The organism is Flammeovirga sp. MY04, assembly GCF_001682195.2.
In the GTDB taxonomy this organism is placed as follows: domain Bacteria; phylum Bacteroidota; class Bacteroidia; order Cytophagales; family Flammeovirgaceae; genus Flammeovirga; species Flammeovirga yaeyamensis.
The window spans coordinates 65,378-82,913 of sequence record NZ_CP003562.2; the positions used below are offsets into that span (position 1 = coordinate 65,378).

A 17,536-nucleotide genomic window follows, 5' to 3' on the forward strand; every position below is an offset into this window, starting at 1 on the left:
TTAATGTTTCCTGCATCATCTAAAAACATTGTGATTTTCTTGCCTTCATAAGGAATTTTATTTTTTGACTAAAAAGAATTGTAACTGTTTCTAAAATCAAAGTTAACTCATATATATTAAAATCATAAAAGGCTTATTATTACTATACCATAGTATAGTAAAATACATAAAACTTCACTATATTTACTCAACTATAGTAGAGTAAATATGAATACACTAATTTCCATAGAATCTGAAATCAAAACCCTACTTTCCACAGAAGAGAGATCCTGGAAGAAAATAGGGGAGTTGATGTTGATTGTCAAAAAAGAGCAACTATTCAAAGGAAGTTTCAAGAACTTTACCGCTTGGGTAAATCATATCTCTTTTGATACCAAAGTAACAAGTGGTTACATCTGGAGAATTTTCAAAGCATCTAGAACCTTTCTTGGAATTATAGCATCGGATAATCCTAAAGACATACACGAAGCAAAAACTACCCCTTACCAACTAGAAACATTCTCCAAGATTGAGAAATTAGCTCCCGATGATGTGACCTACAAATACGCACAACAAATTATAGACGGCACTTCCAACCATACAGACATTAAGCTCACATGGGAAGCCTTAAAATCAGAACACGACCAACAGTTTCAATTAGAAGACAATGAGGTTAAAAAAGCCTTAGAGCTGAAAGAAGAAAATGCCGTCATGCTAGTAGGAGAAGAGCAAAGTAAAATGAATGCAGCAGAAGTCTACGAAGCAATTTCTATCAAACAAGATTGGATGAAAACACTCTGCGAAAGAGAATTTTCCTTCATCAAAAAAATGAGCACTCCACCTGAATGTCATACTTACAAAGAAGTGACTGTTCGCATTCCAACCGAAGAGAAAACAAGATTTGGGAAACTTAAACCACAAAGAAGACGATTTGATGCGATATTTACTTTGAAACCATATTACTCAGCTTATGGAGATGATTTACTCACAGCAGGAATTGAAATCAAAGTGTCCAAGTCAGATCTTATGGGAGATGATAAGTATCTGGATTATTTAGGCTGGACCAACTTCTTTTTCTTCGCTGTTCCTAGTCATTTAGTAGAAGTTGCACAACAGAAAATAGCAGAAAGTGGTTATAAGGAACTACTTGGAATTATTGATGCTGAAACTTCAGAAGTCGTACAGTGGCCAGAAAGACAAGAGCCGACAGCTGAGAATAGTATGAAGTTATATAGGGAGCTATTGTTTAATCGAGTGGAGCCGAAGGTGGTTGTAGAGAATTCTTATAGAATCAAATAATTTCTTAACTACGTAAGTAGAATACGTTCTTTGATATTATCTTAACGAATAATTGATAATTATAACTTTTAATAATCAATACTATTGACATAACTGAAAATTTAAGAATATACTAAGAATACGTTCTAACAGAATATCTTACCGTGAATAACTAAAATTGAAATAAAATGATAAAATAAAATAGCGGAAAAGTAATTAAAATTGAACATTGGTAGTGACGAATCACTTCGTAAGTAAGTTTATTTTAAGTATAACTAGAAATATAAAAAACATTGAACTGCAAGAATTATTGATTTTCTTTGCCCACTAATAATGGATAGAAATGGAATAAATTTGTTTATAAATAAAAATAAAATATTCAATGAGACTACACTTATCATGTACTACTAATACGGGAAAAATACCTCGGTATTATAAACCTAAATTAAAAGGTACACTTCACAAATGGCTAGGTAATTACCAATCACATGATGGAAAATATTCCACTTACTCAATTTCAAATATTGATGGAATTAAGTTCAATGGTGATTTTGGTACAGCAAAGAAATCAGGCTTAAAATTCTTTATCTCTTCTATTGATAAAGAATTTATAAAAAAGATAATTCTCGGTATAAAGAAAGACAATACCATGTTTTCAGGCATTACCGTAGAACAAGTGAGTATTGAATCAGATCCCGTTTTCGATAAAAAAATCGAACACTTTTTTGTGGATTCACCAGTACTAGTCAAAAGGGACAATAAATACTTTTTTGCAGGTGATAAGAAAGCAGATGAATACATGACTGACCTCATGAATAAAAAATTGAAGGCTGCAGGATATGATGATGAGGTTCAGATTATGTTTGACCCACACTATAAAAAAAGCAGTACCACTGAAGTAAAGTACAGAGATATAAGAAATATATGCAGTATATGCCCTGTATACATCAAAGGTACACCTGAAACCATTGCTTTTGCATGGAATGTAGGCATAGGAAATTCAACAGGTATTGGTCTAGGAGCTATAAGTAAATAATTATGTTTGCAGTAAAATATAAAGGAGACTTTGGTTTCATCAAACCTTGGGATGCCGTAAGAAATGATAAGATTGCATCACAGCAATTTCTCACACCATCTATGGTCACAGGAATGGAAATTATGCTATTTGGTGAAGCAAACGGAGCGATCAAAAGACATCGAATCAAGTTTGATATTCTCACCCCTCAACAGGAGACTGTCCAAGGAAGAGGTTTCTTTGTGAAGAATAAAATGAATCAAAAAGAAACAGGAATAGCCACTAGGTACACTATGCTAAACCCAGAGCTTTCACTCTTATTCGAGACAAAAGAAGAAGCAGAAGTAGCATTTAATTCTCATTTATTTCTCGCTCGTAATGAGGATATCATCTTCCCCATTCACATAGAAGAGATAACTGAAGAAGAATTCGACCTTCAATATGAAGGTTTTGAATTGGTAAAAGGAGACACTATTGTAGTAGGGTATAACAGGTATACAGGTGATAAAATGACTGGTAACTTGGAATATTTTGAAAGAACAACTTAATAAACTAAAAGCCAAGTCGGAAGACTATAAAGGGCATCAGCTAAGTCTTTTTGAACATACAGAAGATGTATATCATTCCATTATCAAATTTGCTCAATACCTCAATGTTGATGTAGAAATCTGTAAAAAAGGTGCTGTATTACATGATATGGGAAAAGCCCACCCTTGGTTTCAAGAATATTTAAAAGGTATTCGACCAGAAAGAGCATATCGGCATGAATTGGGGGCCTTATTTTTCCTTCCATTATTCCCTGAAGAGGAATGGGATATACTTATTGAGTTAGTAGTATCGCATCATAAATCTATACAGAATGATCCTAGTAACAGAGGAATATTAGATTTATTGAAGGAAGACGAAGAATTCATCGATTGGCACCTGGAAGGTTGGGAAATATGGTCAAAAGAAACAGCACCTATATGGAAAGCATTTGGTATTGAATATAGGGATATTTCTGAAGATGAAGCAAGAGAAGCATTTGATTATGTTTTAGACTTTTGTGAAAGTATTGATTTTGGTGTATCAACATGGAAAGGTATACTAATGGGCGCTGATCATATTGCATCTGCAATGGTAGACAATACAGAACTTTCATTGGAGCGAATGTTCAAAACACCTGATCTTAGGTTTTACAACACAACCCACCCGTTATATCCAATATCTGAAATACCTCCATCTGAGAAAAAACATACACTATGTGTAGCACCAACAGGAGCAGGCAAAACCAATTTTATGATGAAGCGAACAAAAGGTAGAGTTTTTTATACACTCCCTTTTCAAGCCTCCATCAATGCCATGCTTCACCGTATTGGTAAAGATTTAAGAGCTGATAATCCTGAACTCGACCTTAGAGTACAACACTCTGCTTCTAAAGTGGTGCGGAGAGGTACTGATTTTGAAACAGAACTTCAAGGAAAAGTGGGAGCAAGTATTACTATCTTAACTCCTCATCAACTAGCAGGTTTGATATTTGGGCTGAAAGGGTATGAAGCTCAACTGTTAGATGTCAAAGGGTGTGATATTATCCTAGATGAAGTGCATACTTATAATAGAGCATCACAAGCAATAGTCCTGAAGCTCATAGAAGTATTAAAAGATCTAGGATGTAGAATTCACGTAGGTACTGCCACTATTCCAACAAAGTTGTATAAAGAAATCTTGAAAAGATTGGGAGAAGATACTTATGAAGTTTCATTTGATGATGAGACACTATCTACCTATGACAGACATACAATTCATAAGGTTGATGACTTCGAATCAACTTTACCAGTACTTCAAAAAGCAATACAGAAAAAGCAAAAGGTGCTTGTAATATGTAATAGAGTGGCTAATGCACAACAGATGTATACTACCCTATCAGAACTTTACCCTGATGTCGATACTATGTTGGTGCATAGTAAGTTCAAAAAAGGTGAACGAAACCAAAAAGAGCAAGACTTGATTGATCATTACAATACGATGGAAGAAGCATGTATTGTAGTTTCTACACAAATTGTTGAAGTCTCTCTTGATATCAGCTTTGATATTATGGTCACAGAAGTAGCTCCATTAGATGCACTGATACAGAGACTAGGCAGAGTACACCGGAAAAGAGTTGCTTCATCTTTAGATGCAAAGACAAGAATTCATAAACCAATTTACGTCATTGCACCGCCAGAAGATGAAAAAGAAGCTCTTCCTTATGAACTAGAAATACTAGACAGAACCTACGAAATGCTTCCAAATGACGCAATTCTTCACCAGACGAGTATGCAGGAAAAAATTGATTACGTCTATCCAGAGGTGGATCTTATGGATATTGATACACACTGTATTTTCAAAAATGATCAATCTATCAACATAGAAAAGCTCTGTAGTAATACTAAATCTACCTTCATAGAACTTCTTGAAATTGATTCAGTAAAAGTAATCCTTGAATCAGAAGTAAGTCAATATGAGAGAGCAAACTATGAAGAAAAGATGTTGATGGAAATTCCTGCTAGCACCTATCATGTTAGAAATTGTGCTCAGTTAGAAACTGGAGCAAGACCATTTGTAATACCTAATAGAGCTTATTCTGAACTAGGGTTAAATACTAAAATGATAAACGATGATAACAACAGACACGGGTCGAATTTTATATAACACCCAAAAAAAATCTTTAGAAGATTTTTTTAAGGAATGTGTTCATATTCTTTTTGATGATGGAGTGAATAATAACCTTATATATTGTATCAATTCTCCATTTTCAAATGCAGCATTTAAAAATCGAAGTCTAGCCGATCATATTGCAGATTATGAAAGTAAAGATTTTGAAGTTCTGGATGATGCTATAGCTCCTGGGTTTCCTGCAAGTGATGCGAAAGCATTAAAAGCTACATCTTTTGGAGTTTCTAATATCTTGATGAGAAACGGAAAAGAAGATTCAATGCTAGCTTTTATAGGCTATTCATTAGAAGTTGGAATGGCTGGAGGTCAAAATTTATACTTCTCTGAACCCGAAATACTTACTATAGTATTTGAAGGATGGAAAATTTACAGACAGCTTCTTAATGATGAATCCACAAACTTGCAACCTAATAAGTTAGCATCTTGGAATGGTCAATGGCTGAATTATAGACTTTCAAATCGCTATAAAGGTCAAACAGACTTTCAAACTTTAGATAGAGAAGGGTTCTTTAAACCAGATAAAAAAGGAGTAATGATTGAACCTATCTATTGGTCTGAGCTTTACTTTACACTGAACAAATACTATGGCAAGAAATTAAACAAAGTAACCCCCTCTATGGGAGCTATTGGACAGATGAAATCTACCATGGGATTTTTAGTCCTTGATTTCAAATACTGCAGATCTCTGAGCAAAATGTATGAACACTTGACAGGTAAAAAGCTAGATAGCAAAGAGTTCAGAGCATTATTTGGATTATCATCCATGAGAATTGTAGATACCATGCGTGTAAGTATGAGAACCCTACAACCTCCTTCCCTTGAAAAAATGCTCGAAATGCAGAAAGCATATAAGTATGATGAAAAAAATTATTTTCAACTAAAAACATATCTATTAGTAATGTTAGGAACACAACTGGAAAAAGCACAGAAATTAATAGAAGAAACAGCTAAAATGTTAGTGGAATATAGAAACTCCACAAAGAAAACAGATCGTAAAAACAAAGTGGAAAAAGATCTTTTCGGTAATAATACCAAAGCAAATTACATCGATACACTTTGTGAAATTATTCCTGATCTAGAAGGTGATTACAAAAACCTAATCACAGAAATTCAATCCGTTTTACTGAAGTTGAATAAATCAGACTTCAAGATGTTTGCATTACTAGTAAAACTAGAATATGCCAAACTGGAAAAATTTAACTAATCAATTAAACCAAAAAATAAATATCATGAATACATTATATATTAGCATCGCAAAAAAGGTAGACCATACTATCTTCAACGTCGCAGATGGTCAAAAGACGTATTGGGATCCTACCTTTAATAAAAGGTTACCCTATTCTTCAGGACAACAAGTAAAACGTTGTATCATTGAAGAAATAGCTAATTCGGGAAATTTCCAGCTTGCTCCTACCACTTTTGAAAGTGTCGTTTCCAAGAAGAAAGGTAAAACTGAAGTATCAGAAGGTGCAGTTTCTACACCATGTGATCCAACTTATGTTGATCAATTACTTGGCGGTTGGATGAATATCAATAAATCTTCAAATATCAAAAGAAGATCTCCCCTATCCATTTCAGCTATGAGACCTATTCACCCGCTTTTAGCAGGAGTAAATGAAACAACAGGTACATTCGATAGAAGAGATAGAAACAACAATGTTGTGGTATTCAAAGAAGGAGATAATATCTTAGATGAAGAGGCAGTTGATCAGTTATTAGAAGAATTTTCTTCAAGATCTTTCACTTCTAAATTCCTTCAAGAGCAAAGATCTGCTACAGGTATTTTTATATTTGATGTAGCCATAGATCTCAACCGTCTTTTCAGCGTGAAGTTTTCTAAAATTGACTCCGAACTTACAGAAGAAGTGAAAGACAAACTTCTAGAACAAGGTTGGGAACAGAAGGATGATCAGCTAATTCTTCCAAAAGAGAAAAGAGAAATGCTTATTCCTCATATTGTAGATGGTATTTTGAACTGGAGAATTACTTCCAATCAATCTCGTAACTTCTCTATGATGGAAATATTGGCAGTTGCAACATCCACAAACGTACATGAAGTATCAGGAGCAATCAGAGCAGAGCTTGATCAAGAAGAGCACGCTCAATTAATTTTAAGTGATGATGCATTTATCACAGAATCTGCAGCTGCTTATTCCAATAGTTTTAATGCTTCTCCAACGGCTATCAATGATGCGAAATCAAAAATAATTGAGCTTTTATCAAAACACAATCCAGCACAAGAGAAAGTCACTCTTTAACTCTAAAGAGGTCTCTTAGTTAAAAAATTAGGAGACCTCTTTTCTTCATGCCAATACCATGACCATAACACCAACAATCGTTTCTTACCTATACATATGTCACAGAAAGCTTTGGTTGCACGCCCATCATTTAAGAATGGAAAGTACCTCTGAGCTTGTTGCTGAAGGTAAATTAATAGGAAAAACGACTTACCCGCAAAGAGCACTAAAATGGCAGGAATTAGATTTAGGAATAGCAAAAATCGACTTTTTTGATCCGAAATCAAATACAATTCATGAAATCAAAAAATCAAATAAAAAATCATTCGCTCACAATGCTCAAGTAAAATATTACTTATATCTATTACATAAGATTGGAATACTTGAACCTACTGCTATTATCGAATACCCTAAATTGAGAATCACAGAAACAGTGGAATGGGATAAAGAAGAAGATCAAGACCTTGTTGAAAGTTGGATTAACCAAGCAGATACAATAATCCAAGGAGCTTGTCCCGACAAGCTTCCAATAAGTAAATGTAAAAAGTGTTCCTATTTTGATTTTTGCTGGAGCGGAGAATAAAAATATTATGAAAAAATCATTTTACTTATTTAATCCTGGTCGACTTAGCCGAAAAGACAATACCTTGAAGTTTGTACCTGTAGATGAAAATGAAAACGAAGGGCAAACAAGATATTTACCAATTGAACAAGTTGCTAATTTGTATGTATTTGGGAGCCTAGATGCCAACTCTGCACTATATAATTTCCTCGGCAAAAACGGAATAGGAGTTCATTTTTTTGATTATTACGAACATTACACCGGTTCTTTTTACCCCAAAGAATACCTTCATGCAGGGCAATTACATGTACAGCAAAGCCTTCATTATAGTGATCCTAAAAAAAGAATCACTTTAGCCCAAGAGTTTATCAATGTTGGAGCATTTAACATGCTTAAAAATTTGAAATACTATCAGAACAGAAATAAAAATACTTCTGAAGAGATTCTTATCATTGAGGAACTGATAAAGCAAATCAAACACACTACCAGAGTAGATGAGTTAATGGGAATCGAAGGCAATATCAGACAAGTTTATTATTCAGCTTTCAATAAAATTATTCCTACATTTCCTTTCAATGGAAGAGAAAGACAACCTCCCACAGACCCAATCAATGCTCTAATTAGTTTCTGTAATATGATTTGTTACACAGCATGTATTGACATGATATATCACACACAATTAGATCCAACAATTAGCTTTTTACATGAACCGGGTGTCAGAAGGTATTCACTTGCGTTAGACATAGCAGAAATATTCAAACCAATTCTTGTTGATCGATTAATTTTCTCGTTGGTAAACAAAAAGCACATTCAGGTAAAACATTTTAAGAGTGAAATAAATGCTTGCTTACTCAAAGAATCTGGAAGGAAAATAATTATGAAAGCATGGGATGATAAACTTACAGATACTATCAAACACAGAAAAATTGGACGACATGTAAGCTATAAGCATCTCATAAAACTGGAATGTTATAAACTCTCAAAACACCTAATGAGTATCGAACAATATCAAGGTTTTAAAGCATGGTGGTAAGTAGTAGAACAAAAGTAAAATATTATATTATGTATATAATTTTGGTATATGACATCAATACAAAGCGAGTAGGAAAAATGCTCAGATTATGTAGGAAATACCTCAATTGGATCCAAAATTCGGTATTTGAAGGAGAACTTACAAACAGTCAATTATCAAGTCTAAAAGCAGACGCTAATGAAATTATGCAGGAAGGTGATTCATTAATTATCTTCAATAACAAAAGTAAAAAATGGCTAAACAAGGAAATCATCGGTCAGGAAAAATCTTCTATAGATAACTTTCTTTAGTCGTCGATGAACTTAAAATCAATACTACAATCTTAATAGTATTAATTTTGATATTCATAAATTATTATTTTTCAGTCATTTAAAGTTGTTGTCGTAGAAAGGGGTAAATCTTATGAATAAGGATCGACGACTTTTCTAGTAAAAAAACAGAAAACTTTTCACACCTATTTGCTTATATTTACGATACTTTTAAACCTTTTTACACGGGGTTTTACACTGAACTATATTGAATTGAAATAGATTAATTAGTGAGCTAAATTCTAAAGGACACAATAGTTTTACACTGAACTATATTGAATTGAAATGCGAAAAGATAAATCTAAATTTTCTTTCGGGGCAGCGTTTTACACTGAACTATATTGAATTGAAATTTTGCAGGCGATACAGCTATTAGAAGTAGTGGCGGGTTTTACACTGAACTATATTGAATTGAAATACAAAAGCAACTCTTAATTTATCGCTGTTTTGTTCGTTTTACACTGAACTATATTGAATTGAAATATGATTAGAAGGCGATTCTTCACGATTGTAAAACAGTTTTACACTGAACTATATTGAATTGAAATAAAAGAAAAACAAAAGATAGAAAGTACATTTATCTTGTTTTACACTGAACTATATTGAATTGAAATTCACTATACGTTTCACTCGTTGGGTCTGCTCTTTCAGTTTTACACTGAACTATATTGAATTGAAATAGGTAAGCTCAGTTAAAGTAATATTGGTTTCGTTATTGTTTTACACTGAACTATATTGAATTGAAATCCAACGGAGCCTTTGAAGTTTCATTGCAAGAATAATGTTTTACACTGAACTATATTGAATTGAAATATAAGTTCGTCATCTTCATCGTGATAGCAGCGACAAGTTTTACACTGAACTATATTGAATTGAAATATCATCATACGGGCAAAATAATTGATTGACACACGGTTTTACACTGAACTATATTGAATTGAAATGAAGGTACTTATTTAGTAACTTATACGGCCCCTGGTTTTACACTGAACTATATTGAATTGAAATTTGGATAATAAAGGAGGTCGTTTAGCTATACTTCATGTTTTACACTGAACTATATTGAATTGAAATCACACAAGCACTCCCCCGAATCGCCCCGATACAGAGTTTTACACTGAACTATATTGAATTGAAATTTGACGACGTGACGCAGGAGTGGACAACAAAGCAACTGTTTTACACTGAACTATATTGAATTGAAATAGTACCAGGTTCTCTTCTTAAGGTTTACGTTAAGAGTTTTACACTGAACTATATTGAATTGAAATCTTGATCTTTCACAGAAGAGGTGTAGACAGATGATAGTTTTACACTGAACTATATTGAATTGAAATAATACTGCTGAAGTTCCTGAGCTTGGATTAAAAGTAAGTTTTACACTGAACTATATTGAATTGAAATTTCTCGCGAAATAATAACTAGGGGAGTTAAACTAGTTTTACACTGAACTATATTGAATTGAAATAATGAAATACTGGGTATAATTGTTTGCATGTTAAGTTTTACACTGAACTATATTGAATTGAAATGTAACAGTACGGCCAAGATCATCAACGCCTGTTAATGTTTTACACTGAACTATATTGAATTGAAATAGAGTCATAGACACCCAGCAGGACATTGACGACTGGAGTTTTACACTGAACTATATTGAATTGAAATAGCAATCCCTCTAACGTAGCATCCCCTTCTAAATGTTTTACACTGAACTATATTGAATTGAAATATAAGTTCGTCATCTTCATCGTGATAGCAGCGACAAGTTTTACACTGAACTATATTGAATTGAAATACTGCAGGGTTTTGGATTCATAGTGGAGGCATATCAGTTTTACACTGAACTATATTGAATTGAAATTTTCTCTAGAGGAACGACTGCTTCTGTGCCTGCTTCGTTTTACACTGAACTATATTGAATTGAAATACTGTATATGAGTTACGCCATCATAATTTCGACATGTGTTTTACACTGAACTATATTGAATTGAAATTTGATTAAGATAAGTTGTTAACTCTTCCATAAATGGAGTTTTACACTGAACTATATTGAATTGAAATATGGAAATGATGGAAGATTCAGAAGGGTTATTAATGTTTTACACTGAACTATATTGAATTGAAATATCATTTTCTTTCTTTAATATTCTTCCCGCTAAATCGTTTTACACTGAACTATATTGAATTGAAATAAACAAGGTGATATGATTGCAAGATCATCAACTGATAGTTTTACACTGAACTATATTGAATTGAAATTGTTGTTTTTACATGGGTTTGATGCTACACGTTTTCGTTTTACACTGAACTATATTGAATTGAAATATACCTTTCAATCGATCAGGATCAACAACCCCGCTTTGTTTTACACTGAACTATATTGAATTGAAATTTCTTTCTTCTTTTAAAATTGGTTCAGCCACCGTTTTACACTGAACTATATTGAATTGAAATATGATATTGTCTGGCTGTGCTTCGCCTTCCCAATTGGTTTTACACTAAACTATATTGAATTGAAATGATGATGAGGTTATTGGTGATATGTCTGAATATCTTGTTTTACACTGAACTATATTGAAATTTAGAATGAGAAGAGCCATATAAGATAATTTCTAATGCCTCTTGTTATGCCCTCTTTGTTTTAAATTCCTACAACTGTTAATATTATGTGTCCAAATACCATATTTGTATAATCGGCTTATGATCATCTACAAGACAAACTTGTGTTTTCCCTATATTTTAACCCAAAAGTAAACAACCCCCGATCCTTTTTGAGACAAAAATCACATTATTTATGCTTATGTAATCACAGGTACAGTTCTATGATTACATATTCTTTAATATTACCTCGGATAAAGAATACTAAGTTAAAGAATTAAGTACAGTATAGTTAATTAAAATTAAATCTAAGAAATGCCACTATATATTATAGTGGCATTTTTGTATGTGAAAAATAGAAATTTATCTCATAATAATGTTTTTTTGGTAGCTTAATGATTTAATACATAAACATCAACAATCAATTGGATTCTTGATACATGCTGCTTAGTTGCTACATTTATATATAGAAATATATCATATTCATCAAGATGCTTTATATAAGCGTTTCTCAGAAAGTGAGATAAAAGAAATGCAACAGTCTTCTGAAGAAGATAGATTACAATTTTTACATGATAATGGTCCTGAATATATAGAAAATAAATTAGTGAAGTCATTAAATGAGTGGGGAGTTCAAAACTGTAATACTCCAACGTATTCACCTCAATCTAATGGTATGTGTGAATCATTCATTTATTGGGACATTTAAGAGAAACTACGTATATGAAAGTTGCTTAGAAAATCTTGAAAGTGTTATAGATCAAATTCAAGGATGGATAGATGAATATATAACTTGTAATAGAAAGGTTAAAATAATTATATTTAACATAACTATACTTATATAAAATATCTATTGAGAACAATAAATCACAAAGTTTGGGTCTACACTTAAAAGACTGTATGTTATTTGCTACATTATGCAGACGTTAAAGTTTTAATTTATACTTAAACCTACTTAAACGACAATACCTTTGTTGTATTATTATTTACAGGTCTCCAGCCTGTAGATGGGAATTTTTTATAAGAAAATATTTTCCATTTTATATTTCCTGTTTTATCATCTCCCTTAATCTCCCAAATTAATAAAACTTTATTACCATCTGTAACATCAGTATAGACTCTTACAAAGTCCTTCCCTTCTTTTAAAGAATGAAATAGCACATTATCAGTTTCTATATCTATTAACATTATCCTTTCCCCTTGTATAAAAAGATCTAAAGAAGTTTCATTTATTAAGCCTTCAGAAAATGGATCTGTTTTTATTTCAGGAGCATTAACTTCATTATAACTAATGTTTTTATTTTTTTCATCCTCATCATCAGCTAATAAGGGAAAAGAAATTAATAGCAATAAATTGAATAGGTAAAAAATCGAATTTTTCATTGAAATTTAAATTTGTTTTTTAAAACAACGAAAATTATCTAAACATCTTTTATTATGTTACTATATGTTTATATACATTAGATTTTATTTACATTATAATATTTTAAAAAAAAATACTAAGTAACAACCCTCCAACTGTAAATCACTCTACCAGATATAATACTAAATCGATTTTAATAAATCTCATTACTACTGCTCCATATTTGCTGATTACTATTTTGTATAATTGACTTATGATCATTTTCAGTAATAAACCTGAATTTCCCTAATATTTTATAATTACTACTTTTTTGTATAATGCTAATAATTTCCTACTACTTACTGATGAATAGTATTTTAATGATTTATCTTGACAATTTTTCATCTATTTTAACCCTAAAACTTAATTACTTATGTTTATGTAAGTCTGGACACAATTTAATAATTAGATATTCTTTAATATTATCAAATATAAAGTAGAGGTAAAAAATAAATAATAGTTAATTTCATTTGAAAAATGCTACTATATATTATAGTAGCATTTTTGTATATAAAAATAAAATTTATCTCGTGATTCTCTACCTTATAAAGTTTTTTTGGTTGTTTAATGCTTTAGATAAGGCGTGATCTCATCAATCTATAAAATCCACAAATGTTTTTAAAGAACTTAAGGGTTACTTCGAGAAAATAGATTATTTTCAAGGTCTATTTATACTGTTATTATATTAATTTAATAGCTATTTGATGAAAATTGTTTACCTCTCCAATTACAGAATATTTTATATAATAGGATTCGATCCAATCTTTAAAAGCCTTAAATTCTCCAAGTGGGACATTAAATTCGTCAAATATAATTATATCCCCTTTTTTTAAATAAGAGGATATTGTAGTTAACACAAACAATGTAGAGGAATATAAGTCAGCATCAAGATGTATTATTTTTTTCTTATTTATTTTGTGCGATTTTAAAAATGTTAATAATGTTTCCTGAAATAAACCTTGAATAAACTGATGTCTTGTATCATTAATTGTAGGTAATATATTATGACAGGACATGTCTCCTTTTCTAAAAAAATATCCCCAATTTTCAGGCAATCCCGTAAAAGTATCAAATCCAAAAAATGACGCATTCTTGTTCTTTATATTATCTAACCACCATTCAAATGATTTCCCATTTGCAACCCCAAACTCAAAATAATCAATTTCTATATTTTGTATTTCGGTATCGATAATATATTGATACAGAGAATATCTCTTATCATATAAATATTTTTTAGAAGGGAACATAGAATAACTAATATTTCTATTATTATCAGATATCCACTTTGATAAAATAAAAAAATGACTCCAAAAATATAATTTTGAATATGGTAATAATTTATGTATCCCATATTTAAAAAGGAAATATTTTATTTTATTAATTTGGCGAAAAAGAATAAACTTAATTGTATCCATATGCTCAATAATGTCTGATAAAATATTGTTTTGATATGTAAATAATATTATAATTTTAACCATCCTGGTACAGGACACTTTTTTAATATTTTCAAGCACCCACTAGATTTTAAGTCTAAATCTAGTGGGTGCTTTCCGGAGTTACACTGGGATCTTGTACCAAGATTTATATTTAATTAGTTATACTTCTGCAAATACAGATATACGATTAAATATTCTTTAATACTGGTAAGTAAAAATACAAATAACATTAATTAGTGTTCTTATCTGCTTTAAAGGTTAACTAACTTAAAGAGAAAGATTTATATATTGACCCAATCTTCTTTTTAAAATCGGCAACTATTTTTTATTCTATGAAAACCAATAAATATACAAATATGTAATTAGGGTTACATATTTTAATATTCAAAAGGTGCAAATTCGTATTAATTTTGAATATTATCCTATCAAAGATTAAGCTCTTTCGATGTAAAAAACATTGATTCTTTACCTACAAATATTGAAATATATCATAAAACGACTAATTATTATTTGAAGCAATTTTCTTTTAGAAATTGCTTCAATTTTTTATACCTACTATTCATAAAATGAATATCAATTACAGATACTATTTATGAAAAAATCCCCTCCATCTAAAAATAAACTATCGCTAATATGAGTAAATAACAACAATATTATTGTCTATACAGTTACTAATAAATGTTTATCTATTAGTAATAAGCAAATAATAATAAAGATATTGAAATATGTAACTATTGATTTTTTCTCAAAAATACATTAGAACAATAAACCTGATTTATTATTTTAAATATGAAAGGAAAATATAAAAAGTAAGCAATCGCCCATCCCGCTAAATACTACTTCACCGGCAGTAATTCCTCAATTTTATTGATTGGCTGATCATCTATTTTTTCTAGCGTTGATTTTAGCCATTCAAAAGGTTCAATGTCGTTCATTTTGGCTGTTGCAAAAAAGGCATAGAACATGGCAGCTTGTTTTGCTCCTTCTTCATTTCCTGCAAACATGTAATTTTTTCGACCAATAGCAAGTGGACGAATTTTATTTTCTATGGGGTTGTTATCAATCAAAAGTTTACCGTCAGTTAAGTACATTCGGAGTCCTTTTTCTCTATTGAGAAGATAATGTATTGCTTTTCCTAACTGAGATTTAGGTAAGACGGTTAGCTTTTTTGCCCACTCAAAAAGTGTATTGATTACTGGAAGAGCATACTTTTGCCTTTGCTGATAGATGATTTTTGGATTAGATTCTTCTTTCAGTGATTTTTCTAGTTCGTACAGCTGACCAATAAGGTTCACCGCCTCCAATGCCCTTTTATCTCCACCTTTATGTGCTTCAAAAAAGTATCGACGTGCGTGGGCCCAACAATTGAGCTGTGTAATTGTTGTTGTCTGATCAAAATAATCGTAAGCTTTATAGCCATCGGTTTGAGCATAACCTGAAAAATTATGCAGATGTTCTTTTAAATATTTCCGATCTCGACCGCTTGCATAATGAATCGATAATAATTTGGCTTTAGGATCAAGGTAATACCACATATATCCTTGGTGTGGTTTTCCTTTTTTACCTGTTCCCATCACCTTTATGGTCGATTCATCGATTTGAAGGTAGTTACTTTGCTGTATTTTTTGAGTGAGCGTGTCGTATAAAATACTCAGTTTATCCGCCGTTCTTTTTTGTAAGTCTATGAGCGTTGTATTTTTTAGATAAACACCTTGTCTTTCAAATTGCTTGATAAAACGATGGATGGGGATATGATCGATAAATTTACTCACGACCATCTGTGCGGCTAAACTTGCCGATGTACTTGACTTAGGAAATGGTAGATCTGATGGTAAATTTGCTTGACTAAACTCGCTGTTCTCTTGATGTGTATCACGAACGTAACGAGGGCGAATAATTCTACGAACGAATAAACGGGCAGGCTCGCATTCGAGTACTTCCGTGACATCTTCACCCACTTTATGCCATCCATCCAAATCGTGATCAGGTTCAATCACTTCTTCTACACGTTCCAGGTGCTCTGGTAAAGCTGTTCGTACAGGCTTTTTCTTTTTGCGTTTGTGAGCAGGAACGGTAATCTCCTGAGAAGGCTCCGTTTTCTGCTCTTTGTCTTGAGCGAAAATAGAGAGCTGATTATCGGGTATATCCGCTTGTTTTCGTTTCTCTGATTTAGAACCGTAAAGCATACTTTGAAGCATTGACAACTGTGTCTTCAGTTGTGCATTTTCTTGTTCTAAATTCGCTATTTTATCATCCTTACTCACTTTACAAAAGTAGCGATTTTAATACTAAAAACGTACTTTTTGACCTCTTTTTTCTAAAGAAACACCTTCAATTATCATCATAATTTCTGTCGAAGATAAAGAGATGTTTTTCTGTTTGTCGAACCCTTTTGGAAGCTCAAACCGACCTTTTTCCAAACGTTTATAATACAATGAAAAACCGCCTTTTTCAAACCGAAGCAGTTTCAATTTATCTTTACTTCGATTAATAAAAACGAAAATATCTCCATTAGTCACATCCAGTTCCATTAAAGAAATAACGATATTACTCAACCCATTAAACCCTTTTCGCATATCTGTAAATTTACTGTACAGGTAAATACGATCTGTATTACGAAGAGATAACATTAGAAAAAATGAATTGCTTCTTTTAATAGTTCTCGATCTGAAAGATGGAGTTTTACTCCATTGGGATATTCGAGAGTAACGGTCTTAACGGTCTGTTCAACCTTCTTCGGTACTTTGACAGGGATGAAACTCCCCTTAGCTGGATTTGTATTTTCTTTACGTTGTTTTACTACCCAATAATGAAAAGTGGATAGCTTAATTGAATGAAGTTGACAATAAGCTTTTTGTTGTAAACCACTAATTTTCCATGATGCTATATGAGCATACATTTCTGCTTTTTTTGACATAATATCTACGTTTTAATGATGACGTAAAATTAAGTCAGGAATTTGAGGCATAATAGATGGGGATGGGCGACTGCTTA

Annotated in this window: 15 protein-coding genes and 1 CRISPR repeat array; of the genes, 10 read left to right on the plus strand and 5 right to left on the minus strand. The window is 31.8% G+C overall.

What is annotated here, in order from left to right; translation table 11 throughout:
• The first annotated feature begins 207 nt into the window (after positions 1–207).
• The 10 genes from MY04_RS27990 to MY04_RS28035 all read left to right on the plus strand — a co-directional run bounded on the left by MY04_RS27990 (position 208) and on the right by MY04_RS28035 (position 12,413).
• Positions 208–1,278, plus strand: coding sequence for a hypothetical protein (locus MY04_RS27990; RefSeq protein ID WP_066217024.1), 1,071 nt, complete (start codon positions 208–210; stop codon positions 1,276–1,278).
• A gap of 361 nt (positions 1,279–1,639) precedes the next feature.
• Entirely contained in the window at positions 1,640–2,293 is a 654-nt protein-coding gene (gene cas6, locus MY04_RS27995) for a CRISPR-associated endoribonuclease Cas6 (protein WP_066217028.1), read from the plus strand.
• A gap of 2 nt (positions 2,294–2,295) precedes the next feature.
• Entirely contained in the window at positions 2,296–2,820 is a 525-nt protein-coding gene (locus tag MY04_RS28000; protein WP_066217032.1) for a hypothetical protein, read from the plus strand.
• A complete protein-coding gene (locus tag MY04_RS28005; RefSeq protein WP_066217036.1) occupies positions 2,804–4,942 on the plus strand; it encodes a CRISPR-associated helicase/endonuclease Cas3 in 2,139 nt (712 codons plus the stop codon). The genes MY04_RS28000 and MY04_RS28005 overlap by 17 nt, the downstream gene beginning before the upstream one ends.
• On the plus strand, positions 4,908–6,170 hold the full coding sequence (locus MY04_RS28010) for a hypothetical protein (RefSeq protein ID WP_066217039.1): 1,263 nt from the start codon (positions 4,908–4,910) through the stop codon (positions 6,168–6,170). Before MY04_RS28005 ends, MY04_RS28010 begins: the two co-directional genes overlap by 35 nt.
• A 25-nt stretch (positions 6,171–6,195) precedes the next feature.
• Positions 6,196–7,224, plus strand: a complete 1,029-nt coding sequence (locus tag MY04_RS28015) for a hypothetical protein (protein ID WP_066217067.1) — start codon at positions 6,196–6,198, stop codon at positions 7,222–7,224.
• Positions 7,225–7,282: 58 nt separating this feature from the next.
• The gene (locus MY04_RS28020) at positions 7,283–7,786 is read left to right on the plus strand and encodes a CRISPR-associated protein Cas4 (RefSeq protein WP_066217044.1); all 504 of its coding nucleotides are present in this window, start codon (positions 7,283–7,285) and stop codon (positions 7,784–7,786) included.
• Between the two features lie 7 nt (positions 7,787–7,793).
• Complete coding sequence (gene cas1b, locus MY04_RS28025; protein ID WP_066217047.1) at positions 7,794–8,798, plus strand: type I-B CRISPR-associated endonuclease Cas1b; 1,005 nt, start codon at positions 7,794–7,796, stop codon at positions 8,796–8,798.
• A gap of 29 nt (positions 8,799–8,827) precedes the next feature.
• Positions 8,828–9,088: a CRISPR-associated endonuclease Cas2 gene (gene cas2 / locus MY04_RS28030; protein ID WP_066217071.1), complete on the plus strand. Its 261-nt coding sequence runs from the start codon at positions 8,828–8,830 to the stop codon at positions 9,086–9,088.
• 208 nt (positions 9,089–9,296) lie between these two features.
• Positions 9,297–11,692: a CRISPR direct-repeat array (repeat unit 30 nt; unit sequence GTTTTACACTGAACTATATTGAATTGAAAT).
• A gap of 463 nt (positions 11,693–12,155) precedes the next feature.
• On the plus strand, positions 12,156–12,413 hold the full coding sequence (locus MY04_RS28035) for a DDE-type integrase/transposase/recombinase (protein WP_066217051.1): 258 nt from the start codon (positions 12,156–12,158) through the stop codon (positions 12,411–12,413).
• A gap of 242 nt (positions 12,414–12,655) precedes the next feature.
• Here MY04_RS28035 and MY04_RS28040 read toward each other — a convergent pair whose 3' ends face one another.
• The 5 genes from MY04_RS28040 to tnpA all read right to left on the minus strand — a co-directional run bounded on the left by MY04_RS28040 (position 12,656) and on the right by tnpA (position 17,459).
• Positions 12,656–13,087: a hypothetical protein gene (locus MY04_RS28040; protein WP_066217056.1), complete on the minus strand. Its 432-nt coding sequence runs from the start codon at positions 13,085–13,087 to the stop codon at positions 12,656–12,658.
• Between the two features lie 699 nt (positions 13,088–13,786).
• A complete protein-coding gene (locus MY04_RS28045; RefSeq protein ID WP_158297973.1) occupies positions 13,787–14,521 on the minus strand; it encodes a class I SAM-dependent methyltransferase in 735 nt (244 codons plus the stop codon).
• 857 nt (positions 14,522–15,378) lie between these two features.
• Positions 15,379–16,806, minus strand: coding sequence for an IS66 family transposase (tnpC, locus tag MY04_RS28050; RefSeq protein WP_169055558.1), 1,428 nt, complete (start codon positions 16,804–16,806; stop codon positions 15,379–15,381).
• Between the two features lie 24 nt (positions 16,807–16,830).
• On the minus strand, positions 16,831–17,172 hold the full coding sequence (gene tnpB / locus MY04_RS28055; RefSeq protein ID WP_066207775.1) for an IS66 family insertion sequence element accessory protein TnpB: 342 nt from the start codon (positions 17,170–17,172) through the stop codon (positions 16,831–16,833).
• A complete protein-coding gene (gene tnpA, locus MY04_RS28060; protein ID WP_066207001.1) occupies positions 17,172–17,459 on the minus strand; it encodes an IS66 family insertion sequence element accessory protein TnpA in 288 nt (95 codons plus the stop codon). Before tnpA ends, tnpB begins: the two co-directional genes overlap by 1 nt.
• Positions 17,460–17,536: the final 77 nt, after the last annotated feature.

Excerpts from the sequence above, each read along its gene's own strand:
- MY04_RS27990 (WP_066217024.1), top strand. The coding sequence starts at position 208 with ATGAATACACTAATTTCCATAGAATCTGAAATCAAAACCCTACTTTCC.
- cas6 (WP_066217028.1), top strand. The coding sequence starts at position 1,640 with ATGAGACTACACTTATCATGTACTACTAATACGGGAAAAATACCTCGG.
- MY04_RS28000 (WP_066217032.1), top strand. The coding sequence starts at position 2,296 with ATGTTTGCAGTAAAATATAAAGGAGACTTTGGTTTCATCAAACCTTGG.
- MY04_RS28010 (WP_066217039.1), top strand. The coding sequence starts at position 4,908 with ATGATAACAACAGACACGGGTCGAATTTTATATAACACCCAAAAAAAA.
- MY04_RS28015 (WP_066217067.1), top strand. The coding sequence starts at position 6,196 with ATGAATACATTATATATTAGCATCGCAAAAAAGGTAGACCATACTATC.
- MY04_RS28020 (WP_066217044.1), top strand. The coding sequence starts at position 7,283 with ATGACCATAACACCAACAATCGTTTCTTACCTATACATATGTCACAGA.
- cas1b (WP_066217047.1), top strand. The coding sequence starts at position 7,794 with ATGAAAAAATCATTTTACTTATTTAATCCTGGTCGACTTAGCCGAAAA.
- cas2 (WP_066217071.1), top strand. The coding sequence starts at position 8,828 with ATGTATATAATTTTGGTATATGACATCAATACAAAGCGAGTAGGAAAA.
- MY04_RS28040 (WP_066217056.1), bottom strand. The coding sequence starts at position 13,087 with ATGAAAAATTCGATTTTTTACCTATTCAATTTATTGCTATTAATTTCT.
- MY04_RS28045 (WP_158297973.1), bottom strand. The coding sequence starts at position 14,521 with ATGGATACAATTAAGTTTATTCTTTTTCGCCAAATTAATAAAATAAAA.
- tnpB (WP_066207775.1), bottom strand. The coding sequence starts at position 17,172 with ATGTTATCTCTTCGTAATACAGATCGTATTTACCTGTACAGTAAATTT.
- tnpA (WP_066207001.1), bottom strand. The coding sequence starts at position 17,459 with ATGTCAAAAAAAGCAGAAATGTATGCTCATATAGCATCATGGAAAATT.